At 69.8% G+C, this 25,166-nt stretch carries 17 protein-coding genes and 1 pseudogene; 4 read left to right on the top strand and 14 right to left on the bottom strand.

The window, feature by feature from the left end; all coding sequences use genetic code 11:
* Nucleotides 1-7: 7 nt before the first annotated feature.
* The 6 genes from ABZ281_RS01470 to ABZ281_RS01445 form a co-directional block, all read right to left on the bottom strand.
* Nucleotides 8-1,114 carry a hypothetical protein gene (locus ABZ281_RS01470; protein WP_356650942.1) on the bottom strand — a complete coding sequence of 369 codons (1,107 nt, stop codon included), beginning with the start codon at nucleotides 1,112-1,114 and terminating at the stop codon, nucleotides 8-10.
* Nucleotides 1,111-1,854 (bottom strand): ATP-binding protein, encoded by a 744-nt coding sequence (locus ABZ281_RS01465; RefSeq protein WP_356650940.1) that lies wholly within the window; start codon nucleotides 1,852-1,854, stop codon nucleotides 1,111-1,113. Before ABZ281_RS01465 ends, ABZ281_RS01470 begins: the two co-directional genes overlap by 4 nt.
* On the bottom strand, nucleotides 1,854-3,674 hold the full coding sequence (locus tag ABZ281_RS01460; RefSeq protein WP_334448580.1) for a transposase family protein: 1,821 nt from the start codon (nucleotides 3,672-3,674) through the stop codon (nucleotides 1,854-1,856). The genes ABZ281_RS01465 and ABZ281_RS01460 overlap by 1 nt, the downstream gene beginning before the upstream one ends.
* A gap of 82 nt (nucleotides 3,675-3,756) precedes the next feature.
* Nucleotides 3,757-5,115, bottom strand: a complete 1,359-nt coding sequence (locus ABZ281_RS01455) for an ATP-binding protein (protein WP_356650938.1) — start codon at nucleotides 5,113-5,115, stop codon at nucleotides 3,757-3,759.
* Nucleotides 5,116-6,216: 1,101 nt separating this feature from the next.
* The gene (locus ABZ281_RS01450; protein ID WP_356650936.1) at nucleotides 6,217-6,891 is read right to left on the bottom strand and encodes a hypothetical protein; all 675 of its coding nucleotides are present in this window, start codon (nucleotides 6,889-6,891) and stop codon (nucleotides 6,217-6,219) included.
* On the bottom strand, nucleotides 6,892-7,848 hold the full coding sequence (locus tag ABZ281_RS01445; protein ID WP_356650934.1) for a hypothetical protein: 957 nt from the start codon (nucleotides 7,846-7,848) through the stop codon (nucleotides 6,892-6,894).
* Nucleotides 7,849-8,440: 592 nt separating this feature from the next.
* Here ABZ281_RS01445 and ABZ281_RS01440 point away from each other — a divergent pair.
* Nucleotides 8,441-11,590, top strand: a complete 3,150-nt coding sequence (locus ABZ281_RS01440; RefSeq protein ID WP_356650932.1) for a hypothetical protein — start codon at nucleotides 8,441-8,443, stop codon at nucleotides 11,588-11,590.
* A 200-nt stretch (nucleotides 11,591-11,790) separates the two neighbouring features.
* On the top strand, nucleotides 11,791-13,959 hold the full coding sequence (locus ABZ281_RS01435; RefSeq protein ID WP_356650930.1) for a Helicase associated domain protein: 2,169 nt from the start codon (nucleotides 11,791-11,793) through the stop codon (nucleotides 13,957-13,959).
* 23 nt (nucleotides 13,960-13,982) lie between these two features.
* Here ABZ281_RS01435 and ABZ281_RS01430 read toward each other — a convergent pair whose 3' ends face one another.
* A complete protein-coding gene (locus ABZ281_RS01430; RefSeq protein WP_356650928.1) occupies nucleotides 13,983-14,831 on the bottom strand; it encodes a hypothetical protein in 849 nt (282 codons plus the stop codon).
* Nucleotides 14,832-15,161: 330 nt separating this feature from the next.
* Here ABZ281_RS01430 and ABZ281_RS01425 point away from each other — a divergent pair, with 330 nt between their 5' ends.
* Complete coding sequence (locus ABZ281_RS01425) at nucleotides 15,162-16,070, top strand: ETEC_3214 domain-containing protein (protein ID WP_356650926.1); 909 nt, start codon at nucleotides 15,162-15,164, stop codon at nucleotides 16,068-16,070.
* Nucleotides 16,071-16,128: 58 nt separating this feature from the next.
* On the opposite strand, the gene ABZ281_RS01420 is transcribed toward ABZ281_RS01425, so the two are convergent.
* A complete protein-coding gene (locus ABZ281_RS01420) occupies nucleotides 16,129-16,686 on the bottom strand; it encodes an XRE family transcriptional regulator (protein ID WP_356650924.1) in 558 nt (185 codons plus the stop codon).
* A 10-nt stretch (nucleotides 16,687-16,696) separates the two neighbouring features.
* Nucleotides 16,697-18,904: a helix-turn-helix transcriptional regulator gene (locus tag ABZ281_RS01415; protein WP_356650922.1), complete on the bottom strand. Its 2,208-nt coding sequence runs from the start codon at nucleotides 18,902-18,904 to the stop codon at nucleotides 16,697-16,699.
* Between the two features lie 278 nt (nucleotides 18,905-19,182).
* On the opposite strand from ABZ281_RS01415, the gene ABZ281_RS01410 reads away from it, so the two are divergent.
* Nucleotides 19,183-19,737: an XRE family transcriptional regulator gene (locus ABZ281_RS01410; protein WP_356650920.1), complete on the top strand. Its 555-nt coding sequence runs from the start codon at nucleotides 19,183-19,185 to the stop codon at nucleotides 19,735-19,737.
* A 125-nt stretch (nucleotides 19,738-19,862) separates the two neighbouring features.
* Here the strand turns inward: ABZ281_RS01410 and ABZ281_RS01405 are convergent, their stop codons facing one another.
* From ABZ281_RS01405 to ABZ281_RS01385, 5 genes and pseudogenes are all read right to left on the bottom strand, one after another.
* A complete protein-coding gene (locus ABZ281_RS01405) occupies nucleotides 19,863-20,915 on the bottom strand; it encodes a hypothetical protein (RefSeq protein ID WP_356650918.1) in 1,053 nt (350 codons plus the stop codon).
* A complete protein-coding gene (locus ABZ281_RS01400) occupies nucleotides 20,912-21,655 on the bottom strand; it encodes an ATP-binding protein (RefSeq protein ID WP_356650916.1) in 744 nt (247 codons plus the stop codon). Before ABZ281_RS01400 ends, ABZ281_RS01405 begins: the two co-directional genes overlap by 4 nt.
* On the bottom strand, nucleotides 21,652-23,361 hold the full coding sequence (locus tag ABZ281_RS01395) for a Mu transposase C-terminal domain-containing protein (RefSeq protein ID WP_356650914.1): 1,710 nt from the start codon (nucleotides 23,359-23,361) through the stop codon (nucleotides 21,652-21,654). Before ABZ281_RS01395 ends, ABZ281_RS01400 begins: the two co-directional genes overlap by 4 nt.
* Nucleotides 23,362-23,524: 163 nt before the next feature.
* On the bottom strand, nucleotides 23,525-24,790 hold the full coding sequence (locus tag ABZ281_RS01390; RefSeq protein ID WP_356650912.1) for an ATP-binding protein: 1,266 nt from the start codon (nucleotides 24,788-24,790) through the stop codon (nucleotides 23,525-23,527).
* Nucleotides 24,791-25,070: 280 nt separating this feature from the next.
* Nucleotides 25,071-25,166: pseudogene (locus ABZ281_RS01385) on the bottom strand (IS5/IS1182 family transposase); the annotation flags it as partial.

Raw genomic sequence — 25,166 nt, 5'->3', positions numbered from 1 at the left:
TTCGGACTCAGCGCGAGGACGGGGACTGGTGCCGTGTCAGCATCGCGTCGTAGCACCGTGCTTCCTTACGTTCGCGCCAGTCCCACTGGATACGGTCGGCAGGGCCGGTGCGCTGGCTGGCGGGCGGCTGCGGCGGGCAAAGCCTCGCTGCCTCCGCCACACGCAACAGGTGGGTGCGGTCGTGGGGGCCGGCCAGCAGGTGCTGGTCCTGGGCGGTTGCGAGCCGGGCGAAGCAGACGGCCGCCTTCAGGAAGACGCGCGCCCACGGCGGCACGCGGTGGGTGGCGCAGCCGTCGGTGTAGCGGGTGCGGTCGTGCAGGGCCAGGGTGGCCGCGGCGTCGTCGTAGTCGCCAGGGCGGGCGGTGGCGAGCTGCTGGAAGGAGACGCCGGTGAAGATCGCGGCGGCGAGAGCGGCGGCCAGGCGGGGATGAGCGGTCACGGCGGCCAGGCGCCGGGCAGCTTCCCGGGCTGTCTGCCCGGTGAGGGGTGCGGGTGGCGGGCGGTGCCGGAAGACGATCGGCGGCGGCGTGCACGGGGCGGTACACGGGGCGGGGCTGTCGTAGGAGACGAGGCGGTCCAGCACGGGCAGGGTGAGCCACCGGTTGGCCGGCCGGGCGGGCGCGTCAGCAAGCGGGGATACGGCGGCCGGTGTGCCGTAGTAGTGGCGGCGGGCGGCCTGGAAGTCGTCGGTGACGCAGTAGTCGGCCGTCTGCAGGGCCTGGTGCAGGGCGGCGGGCAGGTGGGGGCGGTGGCAGACCAGGGTCAGGTGGATGCCGGTGAGGGTGCGCAGTTGCAGGAGGCGCATCGTGCGGCGGGCGGTGAGGCGGTGGGCGCGCAGGACGGTCAGCCGGGTGACGGGTAGGGCCGTGATCCAGGCGGTGGCGGCTTCCCAGGCGGGCTGACGGCCGGCGGGAAAGCCGCCCGGGAGCAGGGGCGGTTTGCCCAGGGCGGCGAGAAGGTCGTGGGCGAGGCCGGTCTCGCTGGTGGTGCCCGGGCCCGGGTGGAGGGTGATCCGGCCGGACGGCACGTGGTGGGCGGCCAGGGCGGTGTGCGTGTGGAGCGCGTCGTCATGACGGTCGGTGACCACGGTGACGGGCGGTGGCGTGGCGGTCATGCGAGGCGGCTGAAGGCCCAGCGCAGCAGTTCCCGGTCGGCCCGGGGCCGGCCGGTGCGGGCTAGCCCGGTACGGGTGTGGGCGGTCAGCTGGGCCCAGGCGCGAAAATTTCCATGGGCGGCGTGGCTGTCGGCGAAAGCGATGTCGTCGGGGTCGGCGTCGGCCCACACCGGATGGAACAGGGGGATGACCTGCTGGACTTCGTCGGGGGTGAGGCGGGTGAAGTGCTGCCAGATGAAGATGCGGGAGGAGAGCATCGGTTCGCGGCGCAGCACGGTGTGGCAGCCCTCGCCGCCGACGAAGATGATCGCGAGCTGGGTTGAGGGTTCGTCCCACAGGTAGCGGAAGTACTCGAACGCCTCTCCGTTGAGCCACTGGGCCTCGTCGACGAGGAAGGTGCGGGGGTGTTCGGCCAGCGCGGTTTTCAGCAGGCGGTCGAACTCGCTGGGGTGGCGGGGCGGTTCGCCGGGCAGGTCGAGGGCGGTGAACAGCTCGTAGCGCACGGCCCGGGCGGTGGGGCGGGCGCGGAAGGTGACCCGTCGGACGTCCTCGCCCGGTTCGAGTTCGCGCAGGCAGGTGTTGACCGCGAGGGTCTTGCCGTGGCCGGCGCCGCCGTGGATGCACATCATGGCGCGGGCGGCGACGGTGTCGGTGATGTTCTCCCGCGCGGTGAGCAGGGCCCGGGTGGTGACGACGGCCGCGTCGGGCAGGTCTACGTACTGGTAGGCGTCCTCGGTCATCAGGCGTCTCCTGCGGGTCGGGAGCCGGGCTCCGGCGCAACGTCCGCCGACGGGTCGGCTGGATCGGGGGCGGGCGGGGGCGGCGCTGTGCCGGCCGCCAGGGCGGGCGGGGTGCGCCAGTGCGCCGGAGGCGGGGCGGGCGGGATCAGGTCGGGCAGTGCCAGCCGTGCGACATCGGTGTAGTCGGCGGCGGCGAGTTCACGCTCGGCCTGGGCGGCCGTGACGGCTCCCAGCCGCTGGGCGGGCTCCGCACGGGTGGTGGGGGCGAATCGCTGGCGGCGCAGGCGTTCGGCGGCCTTCGCATCGGCGCGCAGGCGCCGGGCGCGCTCCGCGCGTGCCTCGCGCAGCGCCTGCAGTTGCTCGGGGGTGGCCGCGTCCGCGAGGTGCGCCGGGCCGAGGTGACGGCCACGGGCGTCGCAGACCTCGATCTCGTGGTCGTGGTGCGGCATGTAGCGCACGCGGACCTGGCGGCCGGCCTGGCCGGTCATCCACGCGGCGGTGTAGGTGCGGCCGCGCCAGCTCACGCCGTGGCTGGTCAGTTTCCGGGGCCGGCCGTCGTCCTCGAGGGTGAAGGCCCACAGGTCGGCGGCGGGGATGTCGGTGACAGGGGTCGGATCGGCCTGCCACGCCTCCAGCGGCGTACGGCCCGACAGGGCTTTCGGGCGGTGCGCGGTGTTCCACCAGTTCGTCCACGCCAGGACCTCCGTGGTGAAGTCCTGGAACGACAGGGCGGACACCGCCCCCGCGGTGCGTCCGCGCCGCTCCGAGCGCGGCCCGGTGGGAGCGGCGGTGTAGCCGGGCAGGGCGGCGAACAGCATCCGGTCCGCAGCCCGGTTGAGGCTCTCCACCGTTCCTTTCAGATGCGGGCTGTAGGCGGGCAGGTCCTTGACCGTCACGCCCATCGCGCCGAGCGCGGTGGTGACGGCGGCCGACAGGAAGTCCTTGCCCCGGTCCATCCTCACCAGCTCCGGCACTCCCCCGGCCGGGCCGTAGGGCTCGTCCCGCACCACGGCGGCGCGCAAGGCGGCCAGTACCGACGCGCGGGAGGGATGGCCCGGAGTAACAGCGGTACCGGTGATGACCTTGGTGGCGGTGTCGATGAACCAGGTGATCCACGGACGCACCAGGTCGCCGTCGGCGTCGACCAGCAGCGGGGCCTGGACGTGGTCGGTCTCCCAGGCGTGGTTGCGCCATGCCGCCGGCCGCTTGCCGAACACGTCATGGGCGCGTGCCGCCTCCGGTCCGACGGCGAGACCGGCGCGCTCCCCCGCCGTCAGATCGCGGCGCAGCGCGCGCAGGAACGTCGACAGGGACGGGACCGGATCCAGCAGCGGCACCTGCGACAGGGCTGCCCCGCCCGGAACAGCCACCAGGTCCGGCGGGACGGGCCCAGCAGTGCCGGACGGCTGCGCGCGTACGCCCCCGGCCTCGGCCGCGGCGCGCTCCATGAGCTGGCGGTGGACTGCGGAGGCGTTGCCGTGCCAGTACGCCAGCAGCACCCGGATCTCCGCGGTGATCTCGAACCTGCTCGTGTGGCGGGCTCCGGGGTGCGCAGCCGCCGCCGGGCTCTGGGATGCCTCGGCCAGCCATCGCCACACCGTGCGCTCCGATGCCCCCAGGCACTCCCCCGCCAGCCGCACGTGCTGCCGCGAAAGACCGCCCCGGGCCCGCAGCGCCAGCAGGCGGCGCACCGCAGGCGCCCGCAGCGCAATCAGCGACTGCTTTCCGAGCACGCCGGCCGGATCCCCCGGCGGCGGCCACTGACCTCCCGCGTCAACGCCGTGGCCGCCGTTGGTGTCCTGCGGTCCGTTGTCCGTCATCGCGCCGTCTCTCCTCCTCGCCGAACGGGATGAGGCTCTCTGCCATCGGAACCGGTGCGTCCCGGGCGCGTGAGAGGGGCAGTCATGAGTACGGGCCGAGCCGGGCGCAGGCCTGGTCGATCGCGTCCCGATCCACACCCGCACCGGGGTCGCGGCCCCGGGCTGCGCAGACATGTGAGGTGATCTTCGCCCAGGTACGGAAGTTGCCGCGGGCGGTCTGCTCATCCGTCCGCCCCAGGTCGACCGGATCCGCGTCCTCCCACACCGGGTGGAACAGACCCAGCGTCTGCGGCACGTCCTCCGTGTCGAGGCGGCTGACCTGGTGCCAGGTCAGAACCCGGGAACGCATCGCCGCGGCCCGGGCCAGCGCCCGCTCGCTGCCCGCCCCGCAGAGCACCAGGGCAGCCGCACAGCCCGGCGAGTCCCACAGCTGCCGCAGGTAGTCCAGCACCGGCGGCGACAGACGCTGCGCGTCGTCGAGGAACAGCACACCCGGCTCAGCCAGCGCCTCCGCCAGCGCCTGGTCAGCCGGTCCGGCACGGTGGGTCAGCGACCCCGACGGCAGCCCCAGTGCCTCGCACAACGCGGCCCGCACCTGCGGCAGCCCGGGCCTGACTCCCACCACCGCCCGCCACACCGGCACCCGGGCAGGCAGCAGGTGCAGAGCCTGCTCGACCGCGACCGTCTTCCCCAGCCCCGTGTCCCCGTATACGCAGCCGATCCCCCGCGCGGCGACCGTGTGTCCCACCGCCTCCACCACCCCGGCCACCTGCCGCGTGGACACCAGCCGCGCTCCCGGCGCGTACAGGCGCACCCCACCCGACACCCGGGTACGCGAAGCGGTCTTCACCGCGCCGGGCCGCTGTTCACCGCCCGTGCCGGACGGCTCGGCATCCGGACCGTCCACGACCGGCGGACCGTTCGCACCCTCTGCGAAGCCGAGTTCGGCCAGCGCCCGGTCGTACCGGCTCGGCTCCACCCGGCCCGACGCCGCGCGGGCGGCCTGAAGCACCCGGCCCGCCCTCAGCTCGTCCTTGATCGCACGGTGCAGCGTCGCCAACGACGGCACCACCTCGACACCCCACCGCTGAAGCACGCCCTCGTCCTGCGCCCGGAGCATCCTGCGGCGCAGCTCGGCGACGTTTCCGCCCACCTGCGTGAGCACCTCCCACAAGGCGTCACCTACCACGAACCCGCCCTGCCGAGGCCGCGCTTCCATCCGCCCCTCGCGTCCCTCGGCCAGCCACCGCCACACCGTCCGCTCCGTCACCCCCGCCAAACCGGCCGCGATCCGCACGTGCAACGACGACAGACCGTCCTCACCCCGGTCCACCGCCAGCAGCCGCCGCACCACCACGGCCCGCTCCACCCGCCCGGCCACCGCCAAAACAGCCGGACCCGGCACCGCCGCCTCCCCCACCGGGGCCTGAGAAACCGTCACACGGTCAACCCCACCCGCCCCGGCCACCCATCCACACAAAAACCGGCAAACCCAACACAGCCGGACCGCGATCTGCTAGCCACACCGTGACAGCCACCTGGTCACCCCACGACAGCAACCAGTTCCACGCCCCCGCCCCGTGGACTGCCGTCAGCAGCCCACCCCGCCGACATCGCCCTGTACTGCCCCTGGCCCACCTACGAAGGCACCTGCACGCCAGCAGTAGCGGCAACTGCCATCCCGGCTCAGCGAACCCCACGCCCGACCGGCCAAACGGCACCTGCGACAAGAAGACGTGCCAACGCCTCTTCCCCAGTCACAGGTGAGGCGCCGGCAGTCAGCGACGCGCCCGGTGCAAGCGCCGGTCCAGTACTGGCCTATGACGTCCGGGCCGACTCTCCAAGATGTGCTCGCATGTTCGGGCTCCCGCCGCGAACTCGGCACCGGTACGTGCCGTCATCGCCCGGAAGAACGCCCGACCATCCGGCGACTGACTGCTGGTCGTCCAGCGATACCCAGGACCGTCCAGAAGCGCCCTGTCGACGAGCCGGGTGCCGAGACCTTGCCGCTGTACTTCCGGGGAGAGCGAGATCTTCGAAATGACGCCCCGCTCGCACTGATGACAGACCTTCCACACGAGCCGCGCATTGGATATCCCGTCACGGCCATAGACGCGAACATCCTGGAAACCAGCAGGCCGCGTCGCGGCGTGCAGCAGGAAGAACCACTCGGTCCTCGGACGGCGAAGAAGCATCCACCGCCAGCGAAACTCATCCAGCCCGTCAGGTGTCCTCACCGGAGCCCCCTCGCCAGTCCACTGCCGAATCCGAGTCTGGCGGGCATCCCTGCGGTTGTCCTTCAAACCACAGGAACAGCCACCCCACGCTGCCTGCAGGTTGAACTGGGAATGGGGGATCTCGTAACCAGCCGGCACGGACGACCCGCTCTGGCGAAGCAATCGGAACGGTCACGAGTTCCAGGGCAATGGAGTGCGTCAGATGCTCACAGCGCCAAGCAGCATGCCAGCCCGGTCGTTGTCGATCGTTTCAACCGAAGCGGTAAGCACCGTTCCCGGCCTGGGCGGCTGCGGAGTCGGAGACATCACCTCGGGGGCGGGTACGGGGGCGCCGAACAGGTCGTAGAGGTCAGGCATTTCTGTTCCTTTTCACCCGTGTTTTTCGTGCCGTGCTCGTTGAGTGCGATGCCCCCCAGCACGATGAAAAATGCAAGCGCGGCAGCGACTGCCAGAGTAACCGCGTCGCGGAACACCGTCAGAAACGTCCTGATCGTCTCCTCCCCGATGCTCACCGTTCCGACGTATGCCTCTGCAAGGCTTGCTCGCATCGGCCTGGTGCCTTGAGCGGCGAGCCGCGTATCGGTGCGGCCCAGGACAGCCCGCGCCGAAAGGATCGACGCGGCGCCGGCGACTGAGAGGACTGCCATCGCGCACGAGGTAGCCCACAGTGCGATGAGAGACCAGTGGAGGTCCAGCACGTCTGCGAGTTTCCCCATGACAGCTGCGATGAGCGCAAGAGCGACTGTGGCGAGGGCACCCGCTCGGTTACGGATACGGTCGAGGTCAGCCATCTGCCGATCAATCTGGCGACGGCCTTCCTCCATCAGAAGTCCAAGTTCCTCATCGCTCAGGGGTAGCACGTCCCTGGTATAGGGCTCGGGTTCAGCGAACGTGGGCATGGTGTGCCCGGGATGGAGCAGGGCTACGCAGTAGACGAGGTAGAGACGGGCTTCGGCGAATCGTCCGCTGATGACAGGCATTCAGGCTCCTCGCAGCCAGTCGGCCAAAGAGTCAGCGATCTGCGACGTCATGCTGTCGGGCAGGAAGAGCCACTGTCCACCGGGATTGAGGTCCACGAAAGCAGGTCCGGCGTCCTCAACGATCCAGTCCTGACAGGTGAAACCGGTCTGAAGGTGTTCGGCCAGGCATACGGCGTCTCGTTCGACGCTGTCCCAGCGGGCGGAGGGCACGAAGGACCCGTGGGCGCGGGCGGCCTGGCGCCAGTCCAGGGGCAACCCGCCGGCATCAAGTTCGGCAGTCCAGGCGCGTCCGCCGACGGTGACGATCCGCAGATGCGCTCGAGCGGTAAGCAACTTCTGCGCGAGGAAGGGAGCGCCCAGCAGGTCCACGCCAGCCAGATCACGAGCGGTCACCGCCTGCGTGTGCACGACCTGGTCGCGGCCGTCATCCGTCATGAAGTTGCCGGGACCGAGCGGCTTGATGACGAAGGGCTCACCGAGCTCAGCCGCCAGGTAGGCCGGGTCCGCGCAAATGAAGGTCTCCGGGACGCGCAGCCCAGCCCTCTGAGCAGCCCTGTACTGCACGATCTTGTTCTCGGCGGCGAACAATGCGTCCACTCCGCACACCCACGAGATACGGGCATCACGCAGCAGGGCAGCCAGCACTGTCATACGAGCGGCAAGTCGAGCCGCGGCCCTGCTGCCCAGGACGGTACCCGTATCCCATCCGGCGGGGGCCAAGCGCCTGATCCAACCCCGAGCCGCCACTTCCGGCGATAGACAGACCTGCTCACCGGCCAGGTCGACGAACGTGCCTTCCTCCGGGCTCAGGCGGTAGAACGCAGAGGGCAGCGTAGCCGCGTCGATGACCACGGTGCCTTCCTTCGGGAGCCGCGCGAGGACGGTGCTGACATGCTGATCTGTCGCGTCACCGATCAGAAACACCCTGGCAGGGTCACAGTCCTGGGAGAGCGCCATCGAACCTGCTCCAGCAGCACTTGGCGCCACAGGGTGAAATTCCATACACGGATCGTAGAAGAACAAAGAAGGGACGAACTGCCGTCACCTCACCGAACGGGGAGGAGCAGTGCGGCAGAGCCCACACAAGCGGGGCGCTCCCTCGGTTCGACGGGCTTGCTGGTCATCAGGGCTTTTCGATGAACAGCACTCGAGTCCAAGTCTCGCGGGCGCCCCCACCGTTGTCCTTCAAACCATAGGAACAGCCACCCTCACGACAGCCGACCCACCCCACACCAGTTGAAAAACAGCAGCCATTTGGTCACCCCGTGACAGCGGACCTGCCCGCAACTACCCCCATAACCAGGCACCCAGCACCCCCTCCCGCTGACACCCACCCAATGCCACCACCGCGCCCGCTCACACGCCCCTCGTTCTCCGCCCGATCTCCCGCCTTAAGACGCACCCAGTCCCGGGGAAAAAGCGGTCACACCAGCTGGCTACCCGGCCCCGAAGCAGCGTCGCAGATCTGCGGCGTACGTTCCGGTAACGTCCGCCGTGCCTGCCCGAGGCGAGCAAGCGCCGCAGGTCAGTGGTGAGTAAGGAGTGCAGGATGGCTGCGAGGCTGCCCGCGGAGGAAATCCGTCTCAGTGCGCTTGTCAGCCGGCGCAGTGAACTACCCCTCACCCCGCCCCTCTCTGCCCCCGATGCGCTGCCCTTCGGCGAGCTGTCCCCGCCTGTATTCGAACGCGTGGTCTGCGAGGTCATGTGGCTTGTCGATGGGATGAACGACATCCGCGGCTACGGCCGATCCGGACAGGACCAGGGCGGACTCGATCTCATTGGTAGGCGGAAAGGGAAGACGCACGTCTACCAAGTGCGCAGGATCGCCTCCCTGTCCGCGCCCGCGCTCCGTGCGGCAGTCACCGACTTCACCGGCCCATCCCGTACCACGACCCCCGAAGAGGGGTGGTCCGAGCGTCGGTTTGAGACGGTGCGTTTCGTCCTGGCAGCGGGGTGCATCGTCGATGACACGGCCGTGGAAGACGAACTCGTCGCCCTGCAGGAGCAGTACCAGGACGACATGGACATCGATCTGTACGACGCACGCGCCCTTTCGCGATTCCTGCGAGAACGCCCGTCCATTGTCGCTGGCGTCTTCGGTCCAGAGTGGGCCAAGGCATTCTGCGGGGTAGAGACGCCACCGGTGCCGTCCCTGCCGCATGGCTACGCGCTGTTGAACGACCCCCTCGAGCACCTGGGCCTGGCGGACGCCCTGCACCGCGCTCAGCAGCTCGCGGAGAGGGAACCTGGGCCAGCTGCCGAGCTCTTCGGCGAATTGGCGGATGTACTTGAACAGGCCTCGTTTACCGGGCATGCCCGCCAGCTACGCACTCGGCAGCGCGACCTGTTGGCATCCGCAGGACAGGCCGACGCAGCATTCACCGTCGCGGCTAAGTTGATGCTTGACCGGTACGAGTCCGGCGATCGTATGTTTGTGGATGAGCACCTGAAACGTCTGGCTCGCGACGCCGGCGGCACGGCATCCGACATCTACGTGGTCTTGAAGGCGCTGGCGGACTGGTTCGAGTACGGCTACGACCTTCCGCCGGTGACCTCCGCGCTCGAGACTGTGGTGCAGGCGTGCGATCCCCTGGCAGCCCGCTTGGTGCTGGCAGTCATCGAGCAGATCGTGGTCGACGAACACCCCGACGATCATCCGGCGAGGCTTTCTGACCTGGCTTTTGAGGTTGTCCCCTCCCAGACAGGGCTTTTGCGGATTCGGCTGGAGTGCTGTCTGGCAGACCTGGCCGTCCGCGCCGGACATGGCCCGGAAGAGTCTTATGCCGACCTCGACCGGCGCGCTCTGAGTGGCCGCATACCGGAACGGTTCGCGGTCCTGGTGCACATGCGCCGCGGACGCGCCCTCGCTCTGGCCGACCTCGGAAGCGAAGCCGTCGAGGCCTACCGGCGCGCTGTACTGGCCGCTACCCGAGAGGGCCTGGGAGGCGATGCCCGGCACGCCCTACGGTCCATTTCCTTCCTGGCCGACCAGTACAACGTCGGATTCAGGGAATCGTCCCAGGCCATGCTCTCGGCCCGCACGGTCGGCGCCAAGGGCGCGCGACTCATCGACCTCTCCTTCAACCCGGCCGTCAGCGCGCTGGAAGCCCTGGTCGACGACAGACTGCCGGACGCCTCACGAGCCGCGCACCAGTGGCTGTGGCAGGACCGGATCTCCGGTGCGTTGACCGACGAGAACCTCGCCCACCAGCGCTATGGCGAAGTCTTCAACCGCGCCGGAGAAACGAAACACGCCGTGCGTCACTTCGTCCTTGCCGGCCACAGAAAGGACGCACTCTCCGCCACCGAATCGGTCCCCGAGTTTCTCGACGTATGCGACCTCTTGGAGGTGCCTGCACGGTGGGTATGCAGCGCAGCCGCAGCGGTGATCGGCCAGCAAGCGGATCTCATTCCTGATGATGCTGTCACAGGCATCGCTGCCCGCCTGACGGACATCGTCATCACGGGCCTGCAGTCGGAGCTGGCGGGCCTTCATCCGGTCATGCAGGCTCTCGGAGCGCTGGGAGCGCTCGATGAGCGACTGCCAGCGGCGTCAGCGCAACTCGTGCTGCCCTTGTTGATTGAATGTATTCCCAGAGAGCCGAACACCTCCCGGCACATCGATGAACAGATGCTGGCTTTCCTCGGTGCCTGCATCAAGGCCGAACTGCCTGTAACGGACCGAGCCATCCGAGCCTTGATGGACACGTGGAAGCTCGATGTAAACGGCGCTGAGAGTCTGCTTGCCAGCCTCCATGCCCACGTGCCGTCGGCCGTGCCAGCGGTACGCGAACGGGCGCAGCAGGGACACCGCGGGGCCACCGCCGTCCTGGCCGACTGGCGGGTGGACGACCCCACTGTCGCTGAGACCGCGCGGGAACTGGCCGACACCGTGCTGGCCGAACCGGTCGGGACCGTCCGCCCCTTCTATGCCATGGGAACCGTCGCGCGGCAGTGCGCGGCCTTCCTCATAGCATGCGACGGCCAGAGCACCGTGGGCGCAGGTGAGCCGATCAGGCTCTTGCGTGAACGCGTCGCAGCACACCTGCTGTTGTGGGCCGAAGACCGCAACGACACAGCCGACCGGCGCTCCGAGGCCGTACGCGCACTGTCCATCCTCGCTGCAAACCTGCCGGCGCCTGTGCGAGACGACATGTTCGAACGGCTCATGGGTCTGTACCCAAATCCTGGAGAACACCCGGCCGACGCCTTCGACCGACGCACCCAGCACCCTCTGAGCCGATACAAGATCAATACTCAAGGAGACCTGCGTCTGCCCGCAGAGATCCTGTACGCGTCCGCCGTCTTCGCCACCACCACCGAGCAAGCCGTGCGCGTCCAACAGCGCCTGCTCCCGCACCTGAGCCATGCCGACCAAGAACGAGGCCACGGCTGGCTACAGGCACAGACCATGCTCGCACTCGACCGGTTGGCCCCCGTGCCGACGTCTCTGACGGTCAACCACCCCGCAAAGTTCGTGCGGCAGACGGCCGTAATCTGCTGGGGCCGCGCCGATCACCGGGATCCGTCTTTGGCACGCGTCTTCGCCGAGGACTCCAACACCAGCGTCCGCCACAATCTGGCCCGTATCCTCGCTGAACTCCCCCCAGGCGAACGCCTCAAGTACGAAGCCATCACCGAACGACTCCGCACCGACAACAGCGCACGCGTCCGCCAAGCCACCGCCCAGATCCCATGAGCCGGACGCTGGTTGCCACAGAGCTGGGCACGACAGAAGACACCTGTCCAGTCACACAGTGCGCATACTGCTGGCTGGTCTCTGACCGGATCTGAAGGCTGAGGCAACGACGGCAGAGGACACGTCGTCGGCACCTGCCAGTGTCACCTCAATCTATACGTTGCAAACATGGCCACGACGCATCGAAGCAGCTCAGGAACATGCCGATCACTTCTAGAGTCGGTAAAACGGACGAGGCCCACGGCACCGCAGGTGATCTTGGGAGGCCGTGGGCGGCGATCCACGACAACGCCCGTATCCCGGCGGCCTTCCGGCTCTACCTCACCGCCACCCCGCGCATCCTCGCCGCGGCCCGGCCGCAGAAGGGCGCGGACGGCCACGAGCTGGAAGTCGCGTCGATGGGCCAGGACTCGGAAACCTACGGGCCGTGGCTGGCCGAGCTCGGGCTCTCGGAGGCGATCGAGCGGGAGATCCTCGCCCCGTTCGAGATCGACGTGCTGGAGATCCGCGACCCCTCCCCCGTGCTCGGGCTCTCGGAAGAGGCGCTGCGGGGCCGGCGCCTGGCCCTGCTGCAGACCGCCCTCCTGGAGCACGCGGCGGCGTACAACCTGCGTACGGTCATGACCTTCCACCAGAAGGTGGAGGAAGCCGAGGCCTTCGCGGCGAAGCTGCCGGAGACCGCAGCCGAGCTGTACGTCACGGACGCCGATGACGAAACCATGGTCAAGGCGGAGAAGGAACTGCCCGCGTCGTCGATCGACGCGGAGTTCTACGGGCTGGAGGCCGACCGCCACGTGCCGCCGGACCGGGTGTGGTCGGCGTGGCTGTGCGGCGACCACCTGGTGGCCGAACGCCGGGAAGTGCTGCGGCAGTTCGCCAACGGCATCGACGCCAACAACCGACGCGTACACCGGGCGTTCCTCGCCTCCGTGCGAGTCCTCGGGGAAGGCGTCGACATCACCGGCGAGCGGGGCGTGGAGGCGATCTGCTTCGCCGACACCCGCGGCTCCCAGGTGGAGATTGTCCAGAACATCGGCCGCGCGCTCCGCCTGAACCGCGACGGCTCCACCAAGGTCGCACGGATCATCGTGCCGATCTTCTTGGAGCCCGGCGAGGACCCGACCGACATGGTCGCCAGCGCCAGCTTCCGCCCCCTTGTAGCCGTCCTCCAAGGTCTCCGCAGTCATGACGAACGACTCGTCGAGCAGCTCGCCTCCCGCGCCCTCACCAGCGGGAAGCGCAAGGTACACATCCAGCGCGATGAAGAAGGGCGGATCGTCGGGGCCGCCGGCGAAGTGGGCGAGGACCAGGAGCAGGACGACACCGACGCCGCTGCCGAGTCGGCCCTGCTCCACTTCTCCTCTCCCAGGGACGCGGCGACCATCGCGGCCTTCCTACGCACCCGCGTCTACCGGCCGGAATCCCTGGTATGGCTGGAGGGCTACCGAGCGCTGCTCCGGTGGCGGGCGGAGAACGAGATCACCGGCCTGTACGCCGTCCCGTACGACACCGAGACGACGGTGGGCGTGACCAAGAACTTCCCGCTGGGGAGGTGGGTGCACCAGCAGAGGAAAGCCCTGCGGGCCGGAGAACTGGAGGAACGGCGCAAAGAGCTGCTGGACGCGCCGCAGGCCGGGATGGTGTGGGAGCCCGGCGAGGAAGCCTGGGAGAGCAAGCTCGCCGCGCTGCGGTCCTACCGGCGGGCCACCGGGCACCTGGCCCCGCGTCAGGACGCCCTCTGGGGCGAGGGCGACGCGATGGTGCCGGTCGGGCAGCACATGGCCAACCTCCGCCGGAAGGGCGGCCTCGGTAAGGACGCTGAGCGGGCAGAGGAGCGTGCGGAGCAGCTGACGGCGGTCGACCCGGACTGGGACTGTCCCTGGCCGCTGGACTGGCAGCGGCACTACCGCGTGCTCGCCGACCTGGTCGACGCCGACGGCAGCCTGCCCGACATCGCACCCGGCGTACTGATGGACGGCGACGACATCGGCAAGTGGCTTCAGCGGCAGAAGCAGCCGGGCACCTGGGCGCAGCTGTCGACCGAGCAGCAGGAGCGGCTGACCAGGCTGGGTGTGCAGCCGCTTGAGGCTCCGTCACCCGCTCCGGCGGCCAAGCGCGCGGCGAAGGGGCCGAGCAAGGCACAGCAAGCGTTCCAGCGGGGCCTCGCGGCCCTCGCGCAGTGGGTCGAGCGGGAAGGCGCAGGCCGGCCGGTACCACGCGGCCACAGTGAGCACATCACGGTCGACGGCGAGGCCGAGCCGATGTTCGTGAAGCTGGGCGTGTGGGTCTCCAACACCAAGTCGAGGCGGGACAAACTCACTGCCGAACAGCGGGCCGCCCTCGCTGAGTTGGGGGTGGAGTGGGTGTAACAGCCAGCCCAGGGCGTTGGGCGTCAGTACAGCGCGATGGCGTCCACGACGATGGCCGGGCCCGTGATGTAGGCGTCGACGTCTTCGTCCGGCAGGACGATGCCCTGATTGGACATCACCTGGCGTAGTTCGACAAGGGCGTCGTTCATACGCGTCATCATTGTGCGCCTCAGCATCCACTCCCATCCTGAGAGGAGCCAGTCTTCCGCGCTCAGGAACCCGTCCGGGGAGTCATCGATCAGTCTCGACACGGTGCCGAGCACACGGATCTCGCCTTCGACCCGGTTGGTCGATGCGACGTCGATGAAGTGGTCCGGAGTGACGTTGACGTACACCTTCTGGGGGAGCCCCGAGCCTTCGAGCTCCAGCAGGATGGGGATGGGCGGGAGCTCGTTGCGGAGGTAGACCTCTTCAATCTGTTCCAGCAGGCGGGGATCGGTGGCACTGAGCGTGTCGGGTAGGTTCTCCAAGCTTCCGCCCTCGAGGAACCGGCGCAAGATAAAGAACATCTTGCCGAACAGGCTCGCGGCCGTGATCCTGGTCGTTCCCTCGACCTCTACCAGAGCGTCCCGGGTCAACACCGTGGTGGCATCCGGGCGGCTGATGACCGCATCCTTGCCGATCAGTCCGTCGATCACCTTGCTGACGGTGGCCTTCTCGCGAGGTTCGAGGCTGTAGGTCGCCTGGCGCTGCACATCGCTCCCGCCCGACGCGTCGACTCCAGCGGCTCCTAGATTGAATTTGCCGCCGCCCGAGCGCCGCTTAGTCGTCGTCTCCACGATCTCCTCACGCTGTGGCACGTCGATCTCGTGGTATTCCGCCTGCGCCAGCAGCGTGTCCGTGTCGAGATAAAGAGGTGATCGCAAAGCCATCCCATGAGTCTCTCACCGCCCACTGACACCAACAGGCGATAGACCCGCAGCGCAGTAAGCGCGCGCCGACCTGCCGACGACGTTGTCCGCCGGTGCTGCCCTCCCCCTTAGCCGTCGCCACCCGACGGTCGTTCAGTCCTGAAGAGGGTCACGCTATGCCCGGCCGGCGGCACCGCCTGGGGCATTCCCGGGCGCCGCCGACCCGCTCTGTCGGCGGCCGGGCGCGACGGCGTGGAGAAGGCCACGTGGTGGACGCACCAAGCCGCCCCGGTCAGATGCAGGTGACCTGGACGTCTGTCAGCAGAGGCGGCTGTGGTGCACGATGCGCGCGTGGACTTCCTGCCCAACCTCAAAATCGATACCAGGCTGAACGTATGGACTCTGGCCGCAGTCCTCACCGCCCTGTACACGCTGTCCGGACTCGTGCGGGGTTGGTGGCACGCCAGCCTGGGCAAGCGTCGGCGTCTGATCAAGGCGTACCGGAAACTCGCAACCTACGTACGGCACGACTACGTCGAGGGACTGTTCGGCGAGCCCGCATGGGAGCACAAGCAAAGCGTCAAGGCGTATGGCGCCGATGAGCGCGACGAGGCAGTCCTTCGCGAGGTTGAGCTGACGGTGCGGGCCTGGCCGTTGGGCATGCTGGGGTACTTGGTGACCTGGTGCAACGAGGACGGCGAGGTGCTGATGCACTCCCTGACCACCCGCAGCCGGCTGTTCCGCCCCCGGGTCGCGGTCGGGCCGTACCGGATCACGCTCGGCAGGACCCGGCTCACCGCTCTGCCCGCTACCGCACCCGAGGACTTCGGGCCCTGGCCAGCAGTCGGGGCACGACGGTTCAGCTACGCCGAGCAGCACTACTTCGGTAATCCGGGCGGCTATCTGCACTGGGTGGTCGGGGTCAGCGATGTGGGGTCGCCAGCCGCCGCGCCGGTCGGCTGCGATGAGTGGGAGGAGCCGCAGCTGACGGAGTACCGGGCGCAGGCCCGGATCAACTCAGTGCTCATCGTCGGCGCCACGATCGACCTCGACAGCGTCCTGCCGTACGGCATCGCACCCGACCACGACCGCGTCCGGCTCCTGGAACTACGCCATCCCTTCCGCGTCGCCCTCGCGCAACGCAGATGGGAAGCCCGGCGGTTCCTGCGGCGCTCGCGCACACAGCCCACGGGCGCCCCTCTGCCCGGTCGGAATCGCACCGCCGGCGCAGGGTCGGAGCCCGAGTCGGGCGGGCCGTAGCCCCACCACACGGTCCGGCGGCGCGTCAATGTGGTCGACGGGGCTCACTGTTCGGGGTCTACAGCTCGAAGTCGAGGTGTTCGATGTCGGTGAAGCGGACCTCTTCCAGACTGCCGGCACGGCGGCCACCGTCCTGGAAGTACACCTCCTTGAGCGCTTCGGCAGCGATCTCCCGCAACTGCTGGTCGCTGGCACCCTGTTCCTGGGCGTCGAAGAGGCGGGCGGCGTACTGCGGCGGCAGCGCGACCGTCAGGTGGCGGAGCCGGCCCTCGTCCGTTGTACCGATCGGCGCGGTGTAGCCGATCCGGGCCCGGGTGTCGATGACGATGCCGCCGGTCCTCGCCGCCCTCTGCCGCGCCTTCGCCCGGATCTGCGGCTGCCACCGCTTCTTCACCTCGCTCTCCAGCCGGGCGGCGAGGTCCGGGCGCGGCTTCTTGATCTGGTCCTTCACGTACCGCTCGACCGTGCGCTGGGACACTCGCAGCATCTGGGCGACGGCCTTGGTGCCCTTGAGCTGCTTGACCAGGTACCGCATCTGCGCACCGGCCGACTTCGGAACCGGGCGGGTGAACGCCCTCTGCACCGCGGCGTCCAGGCCGTTGCCGAACATGCTCATCGCGGTCTACCTACTCCCCGGTGTCCTGGTCGGTGACGGTGCCGTCCTTGATGTACCGGGCGAGGTTGAGCTCAGGGGCGTTGAACTGCTCGCGGACGCCCTCGCCCCACAGCACGCTCTGGGTGCCCTCCCACTTCACCAGGCCCGGGTTCACGCCGAGCTTGAAGCCGCCGGGCAGCGGCTTGCCGTCCCGGTAGGGCAGGAAGTCCAGCGGGGACGGTCCGTCGGAGGCGTAGACGGCGCAGTCCGAGAGGACCGCGACCGGGTACTGCCCGGTGAAGGCGGCGTGCTTGACGATCTTGCGGTGCATGTTGATCCGCGTGCGGGAGATGACGGCGGCGCGGATGTCGGGGCGCCACGTCGGCCGGGCAAGGGCCCGCCACGGCTGCCCGGGCTTCCAGCCCTCCCCGCGCGGGCGCTCGCGCAGCTTGCCCAGCCCACCCTTCACGGTCGCCTTGATCGCGGACACCACGACCGCCAGTTCGGGGTCGCGCTGCCGGTAGCCGTCCATCGCCTTCAGGAACTCCTCCGGCGAGAGGTCGGCACCCACCCCGAGGTCGGCCATCGTGGCGATGTACGCGTCGCGCAGCCGGTTGTACCAGCCGTCCAGGTAACGCCCGTTGTCGTAGCGCACCCACGCCTCGATCGGGCGCACCTCGTAGCCGAGCTCCACCGCGTAGGCCACGGTCGGCGTGGCGTACCACGCCGGCCCCGTCGGGCGCTCGCCCTTCGGCGTGAACGGGCTCGGCAGCAGACTGCCGTCCAGGTCCACCCACTTGTCCTTGCCGACCTTCACCCTCGACAGGTCCACATGGCTGAGGTCAACCAGCCAGGAGCCGGGCAGCTTCGGATCGAACACCGGCGCCTTGACGTGCGTCGGCGCACCGAGGCCGACGACCAGGCCGTTCGCGCCGGCGGCGAAGGCCATGTTCACGTCGATGCCCACCAGATGGGGGCGAAGGCATTCGGCGTCGGTGAGCGGGCGCGCCCAGTCGTACGCCTCCTCCACCAGGACCTCCGCCGGGGTGCGGTGGTGGAAGCGCGGCAGGTCCGCCAGGACCGGGTGCCCGTCGGGGGCCTCGCACGGCGCGCAGTCCACCGGATCCTTCCCCAGCGAGCCTGGGTTGTGCTCGGAGTGCCGCTTACCGTCGGCATCCGGCTCGGAGGCGCGGGTCGGCGGGTGCAGTGCGGTCATCAGCTCCAGGCCCGTGACGGCGGTGGAGCCGCGCGGCGTCATCACCCGGGCCGCATAGGTGACCAGGAGCCGGGCGAGGTCGGCTGGCGGAAGCTGGGCGGCGTCGGCCCAGTGGCGGGTGTCGAGCGCGTTCCACGACGGGATGCACAGCTGGACGCAGGCCCGCTCCGAGCCGGTCGCGGGACGGTAGATTCGCGCCCACGGCCCGAAGCCCCTCTTGGTCAGCTTCCAGTCCGCGCGGGTCAGTTGCTTGATGACCTTGTGGCCCTCCGGGATCCGCCCGGCGATCCGCTCCTCATCCGTGAGGGCGACAGGCAGGCCGTAGCGCTCCAGCGCGGCCTCGGTCAGCACGAGCAGCGGGTCGGCGTCCTTGCCCGGCCCGGACAGCTTCGGCTGCCCGAGCCTGGCCTCCTTGAGGGTCCATTCCACCAGGGAGGGGATGGACTTGGCGGGCACGTCCAGGACCAGGCCGCCGACGCAGTACGCGAACACTTGGCCATCGGCGTCGACGTCGACGACCGCGAGTGGCCCGTTCTCGAACCGCGGATCGGCACCGCCCGCCGGGGCGGCATTCCTCGCGCCCGGCCGGCGCGGCGTCGGCTTGGTCGTGGCCGCCGGAGGCGGTACAGCGGCGGGGCGGGGCGCGGTGTTCTGGGAAGCAGGCTCCGCAGTCGGGGCTGTGGGTCTGGTGCGGTCTTTGGCCGGTTCAGCTACCGATGGCGCAGGAGCGGCAGGGGCACGTGTCTCGGGACCCGCCGTGTCTTCAGGGGGCACCAGAGCGTTGGCAGGGTAGAGCTGGGCGAGCTGCTTCAGCATGCGGGCGTATGCATCGCGCTCCGGCGGCCGCGGCTCCGTCTTACCGGCCTCCCAGCCGCTGACCGTCGCGCGCCGCACCTGCAGTGCGGTGGCCACCTCGTCCAGCGTCAGGCCGTGCGCCTGGCGCAGCCGCTTGCGTTCCGCCGGCGCCGGCAGCGGGGAGCGGGACCCGACCAGCGCGTCGACCGCATCGAACAGCTCGGACATGAGCACCTCCTGCCCCGCAACCCTAGCGTGAAGCGCACATATCGCGTACCAAGTACGTACGGATAGCGTAAATGATGGTTGGGACTCCACGGTTGACCATCGGAAGGATGTCCCCGGGCCTGGGTTGCTGCAGGTCCTGTAGCCGAGGATCCGCAGTGGTGTCTTGGCTATGCCTGAACTGGCCGGAGGGCGCGGCTTGTTGTGAGAGATCTGGGAGAGGCAGACGGCCGCCGAGCAGCAGCCATCTCGGTGGCAAAACGCTCAGAGAGGGGGGCGGCATGGGCGAGATCGTCAAGGGGCTTGAGCGAGCGTTGCTGACCCGTCCCATGCCCACTGGTGACGCCGCTGTCCGTTTCCTGCTCAGGACGGCGAAGGGCTCCACGAAGAACGTGGCCGTCCTCCTGGGAGTCTCCCAGCGCACGGTGCAGCGGTGGGTCACCACCCGGCCGGGTATGCGCCGCCGTCCCGGTGCTGTGCATGCGGGGTTGATCTATGAGGCCGTCAAGGCACGGTGGCAGCCCCGGGTGCGTGCCCGCCAGCGGGCCCGGGCCGAGGCCGATGGCTTTGTCCTCCATACCAGGGCGCGGTTCGGATTCGCCGCTCCGGCGGGATCGTCGGACGACCCGCGGGTACGGCTGATCACCCAGTACCTGTCGGGAGAAGTAGCCCGCGAGCTGTTCGCAGCCCGGGATACCGGTGCGGGCGAACAGCAGCAGATGGTGATCCTCGCCCGAGCTTTGGGGCATGCCTACTTCCGGGACGGAGGCCGGCGTGCTCACGGTCTCGGGATCGCCTTCACCGACGTGGAGTTCGCCGAGTTCTCCATCGGCTGACCACGCCCCGGCCCCTGTACCGCGCGGCGCCGCCTCCCTTGCTGGCTCGGGGTTGTCGGGGTCCGGGATCAGGGCGAGGGCGGGGTCTGGCCCCGTGTCAGCATCGCGTCGTAGCGCTGTGCTTCCTAGCGTTCGCGCCAGTCCCACTGGACGCGGCCAACAGGGCCGGTGCGCTGGCCAGCAGGCGGCTGGGGCGGTCGGAGCCTGGCAGTCTCCGCCACACGCAGCAGATGCATGCGGTCGTGAGGACCGGCCAGCAGATACTCCTCCTCGCCGGGCGCGAGCCGGGCGAAGCAGACGGCGGCCTTCAGGAAGACGTGTGCCCATGGCGGTACGCGGTAGGTGGCGCAGCCGTCGGTGTAGCGGGCGCGGTCATGCAGGGCCACGGTGGCCGCGGCGTCGTCGTAGTCGCCGGGGCGTGCGGTGGCAAGCTGCTGGAAGGAGGCGCCGGTGAAGAGCGCGGCGGCGAGGGCGGCGGCCAGGCGGGGGTGGGCGGTCACGGTGGAGAGGCGTCGGGCGGCTTCCCGGGATGTCTGCTGGGTGAGCGGTGCGGGTGGCGGGCGGTGCCGGAAGGTGATCGGCGGCGGTGTGCACGGGGCAGCGCAGGCGGTGGGGCTGTCGTAGGAGACGAGGCGGTCCAGTGCGGGCAGGGTGAGCCACCGGTCTGCCGGCCGGGCGGACTCGTCAGCAGGCTGGGGTACGGGAGCGGTCGTGCCGTAGTAATGGCGCCGGGCGGCCTGGAAGTCGGCGGTGACGGCGTAGTCGGCCGCCTGCAGGGCCTGGTGCAAGGCGGCGGGCAGACGCGGGCGGTGGCAGACCAGGGTCAGGTGGATGCCGGTGAGGGCGCGCAGCTGCAGGAGACGCATCGTGCGGCGGGCGGTGAGGCGGTGGGCGCGCAGAACGGTCAGCCGGTTCACGGGAAGGGCCGTGAACCAGGCGGTGGCGGCTTCCCACGCGGGCTGACGGCCAGCGGGAAAGCCACCCGGGAGCAGGGGTGGTTTGCCCAGGGCGGCGAGAAGGTCGTGGGCGAGGCCGGTCTCGCTGGAGGTGCCCGGGCCGGGGTGCAGGGTGATCCGGCCGGACGGCAAGTGGTGGGCGGCCAGGGCGGTGTGCGTGTGGATCGCATCGTCGCCTGGGTCGATGACCACGGTGACGGGCGGCGGTGGCAAGGTGATCACGCAAGGCGGCTGAAGGCCCAGCGCAGCAGCTCCTGATCCACGCGGGGGCGACCGGTGCGGGCCAGGGCGGTGCGAGTGTGGGCGGTCAGCTGGGCCCAGGCACGAAAGTTGCCGTGCGCGGCGTGCTGGTCGGCGAAGGTGATGTCGTCGGGATCGGCGTCGGCCCAGATCGGGTGGAACAAAGGGATGGCCTCGAGGACCTCACTGGGGGTGAGGCGGGTGAAGTGCTGCCAGATGAAGATGCGGGAGGAGAGCATCGGTTCGCGGCGCAGCACGGTGTGGCAGCCCTCCCCGCCGACGAAGATGACCGCCAGCTGGGTTGAGGGTTCGTCCCACAGATAGCGGAAGTACTCGAACGCCTCCCCGTTGAGCCACTGGGCCTCGTCCACGAGGAAGGTGCGGGGGCGTTCAGCCAGGGCGGTCTTCAGCAGCCGGTCGAATTCGCTGGGGTGGCGCGGCGGTTCACCGGCCAGGTCGAGCGCGGTGAACAGCTCGTAGCGCACCGCGCGGGCGGTCGGGCGGGCACGGAAGGTGATTTTGCGGACGTCCTCGTGCGGTTCGAGTCCGCGCAGGCAGATGTTGACGGCGAGCGTCTTGCCGAAGCCGGCGCCGCCGTGGATGCACATCATGGCCCGCGCGGCGACCGTGTCGGAGATGTTCTCCCGGGCGGTGAGCAGGGCACGGGTGGTGACCACGGACGCATCGGGCAGATCGACGTACTGGTAGGTGGCCGCGGTCACAAGGCATCTCCGTCTTCAGCGGTCTGTGCGGCCGGGCCGGGCGGGCCGTCGGAGGCAGGTTCGGACGGGACAGGCCGGCCGGCCGCGGTCCGGGGGGCAAGGGAAGGCGGAGTGCGCCAGTCGGCCGGGGGCGCGGCGGGCGGGATGAGGTCCGGCAGCGCCAGCTTCGAGGCGTCGGTGTGCTCGACGGCGGCCAGTTCGCGCCCGGCTTGAGCGGAGGTGAGGGCTCCCAGCCGCTGGGCCGGCCCGGCCGTGGTGGCCGGGGCGAAGCGCTGTCGGCGCAGCGTCTCGGCGGCTTTCACCTCGGCGCGCAGACGTCGGGCACGCTCCGCACGGGCGGTGCGCAGGGCCTGGAGTTGTTCGGGGGTGGCCGCGTCCGCAAGGTGCGCGGGCCCGAGATACCCGCCACTCGCGTCACAGATGTCGATCTCGTGATCGTGGTGCGGCATATAGCGCACCGTGACAGTACGGCCGGCCTGGCCGGTCATCCAGGCGGCGATGTAGGTGCGCCCGCGCCACCGCACACCGTGGCTGGTCAGCTTCCGCGGGCGGCCGTCGTCCTCCAGGGTGAACGTCCACAGTTCGGCGGCGGGCACGTCCGTGACGGGAGTCGGATCGGCCTGCCATGCCTCAAGCGGCGTACGGCCGGACAGCGCCTGCGGCCTGTGCTCGGTGTTCCACCAGTGTGTCCAGGCCAGCACTTCCGCGGTGAAGTCCGGAAACGACATGGCACCGGACGTCTCCGGCTTGCGGCCCGCGCCTTTGCTTCGCCGGCCGGAGCGGGGCTTGGTGAGGGTGAGGGTGTAACCGGGCATGGCCGCGAACAGCATCCGGTCGACGGCCCGGTTGAGGTTTTCCACCGTGCCCTTGAGATGAGGGCTGTAGGCGGGCAGGTCCTTCACCGTCACGCCCATCGTGCCGAACGCCGTGGTGACGGTCCTCGACAGGAAGTCCTTGCCCCGGTCCACCCGCACCTGCTCCGGTGTCCCTCCCGCGGGGCCGTAGGGATCTTCACGCAGAACAGCGGCGCGCAGCGCGACCAGCACGGAAGCGCGGGAAGGGACGCCAGGGGTGACGGCGGTGCCGGTGATGACTTTGGTGGCGGTGTCGATGAACCACGTCACCCACGGGCGCACCAGGTCGCCGTCGGCATCGACCAGCAGCGGCGCCTGGACATGATCGGTCTCCCACACGTGATTGCGCCAGGAGGCCGCCCGTCTGCCGAAGACGTCGTGCGCGCGTGCCGCGTCCGGTCCCGCGGCAAGACCGGCCCGTTCCCCCGCGGTGAGATCGCGACGCACCGCGCGCAGGAACGTCGACAGCGAAGGCACCGGGTCCAGCAACGGCACCGCGGCCGGCGGGGCGCCCGCGGGAGAAGCCGCGGATTCAGTCGTGGTCGTCGGCTGACCGTCATGGCCGCCGGTCTCGGCCCGGGCCACCAACTGGCGGTGGACCGCGGAAGCGTTGCCGTGCCAGTACGCCAGCAGCACCCGGATCTCCCTGGTGATCTCGAACCGGTCACCGCTGCGTTCCCCGGGGCGGATCGCGGCCCGGGGCGAGAGGGAGGCCTCAGCCAGCCACCGCCACACCGTCCGCTCCGACACGCCCAGGCACTCCCCGGCCAGGCGCACATGCTCCCGCGACAGCCGCCGCTCGGCGCGCAGCGCCAGCAGACGGCGCACCGCCGGGGCCCGCAACGCCGTCAAGGACTCCTCCCCCAGAACACCGGCCGGATCCTTTGGCGGCGCCAGCGGCTGTCCGTCCACCCCATGCCCCTTCGTTCTCATCCGCTTCCGCGGAGCCCGCCTTCGTTCACCCCGTCGGAACAGGTGAAGGCCCGTACATAAGCCCTTCGAGCAGCCCGGACCGTTACGGATAGGGCCCAAGACGCGCGCAGGCCTGCTCGATCAGCTCCCGGTCCACATGCCTTGCGGGGGCGCGCTCGCGGGCCGCGTAGACATGCGACGTGATCTTCGCCCAGGTACGGAAATTGCCGCGTGCCATCTGCTCGTCCACCCGCGCAACGTCGTCCGCATCCGCCTGCGCCCACACCGGATGGAACAGGCTCAGCGTCTGCGGCACCCCAGACTCATCCAGCCGGCCGACCTGATGCCAGGTCAGCACCCGCGAGCGCAGCGCCGAAGCGCGGGCAAGAGCCCGTTCGCTTCCGGCCCCGCACAGCACCAGCGCCGCCGCACAGCCCGGCGCGTCCCACAACTGCCGCAGATAGTCCAGCAACGGCGGCGTCAGACGCTGGGCGTCATCGAGAAACAGCACACCCGGCTCGGCCAGTGCCCGCATCAGATCCTGGCTGGCCGGCCCGGCCCGATGCGGCAGCGCCCCCGACTGCAGCCCGAACGCCTCGCACAGCGAGGCCCGCAGCTGCGGCAGACCGGGCGCCACCCCGGCCACCGCCCGCCACACCGGTACCCGGCCGGGCAGAAGATGCAACGCCTGCTCGACAGCGACCGTCTTCCCCAGGCCCGTGTCCCCGTACACACAGCACATCCCGCGGGCCGCGACCGTATGCCCCACCGCCTCCACCACACCGGCCACCTGCCGGGTCGACACCAGCCGGGCCCCCGGCACATACAACCGCACACCACCGCCCCGCACCCCCGCATCCGCGCCGCCCTCCGCCACCGGCACGTCGGCAGGCGGGCCGTCGACAACAAGCGGACCACCCTCACCGTCCACGAGTCCCAAATCCGCCAGTGCCCGGTCATACCGGCTCGGCTGCAGCCCTGCCCGGGCCCCTGCCGGACGGGCCACCTCAAGAACCCGGCCCGCCCCCAGATCCCGCTTGATCACCCGATGCAGTGTCGGCAGCGAGGGCACACACTCCGCACCCCACTGCTCCAACACCCCCTCTTCCTGGGTCCGGAGCATCCTGCGCCGCAACTCCGCGACGTTCCCGCCCGCCTGAGCCAGGACCTCCCACAACGCGTCACTCAGCGAAAACCCGTCCTGCCGCGGCCGCGCCTCGACATCGCCCCGGCGTCCATCGGCCAGCCACCGCCACACCGTCCGCTCCGACACCCCCGCCAGCTCCGCCGCGATCCGCACATGCAGCGCCGACAGCGTCCCCTCCCCATCCACCGCAAGAAGCCGCCGCACCACCACACCCCGCGCCAACGGCGCACCCCCGGCCGACACAACACCAGCCGATCCCGCCTCGGCCCCACCCGCCGGACCCCCCTGAACCGTCATACGGCCCAGCCCACCCGACCCCGCCAGCCCCTCACATAGGAACAGCGAAAGCCATGACAGCCAGCAACCAACCTGCTAGCCACACCACAACAGCCGCTTGGTCACCCCATGACAGCAACCAAAAACCAGCCCCACGCCCACTACCAGGACATCCACACCGCAATTCCGCTGACGCCTACCCGCTGCAACCCCACCGCCCAATCACACGGCCCGACACCTTCTTGTTGGCGTCCAGTCCCGTCGTGGTCTTCGGGACACCCGCGGCCGCGCGGACGGACTGGGTGTCGATGATCACGAGGGA

It is taken from the genome of Streptomyces sp. NPDC006265 (genome assembly GCF_040613555.1).
GTDB lineage: Bacteria > Actinomycetota > Actinomycetes > Streptomycetales > Streptomycetaceae > Streptomyces.
Note: the sequence above shows the minus strand (reverse complement) of the source record. Positions and strands in the feature narration are given on the sequence as shown.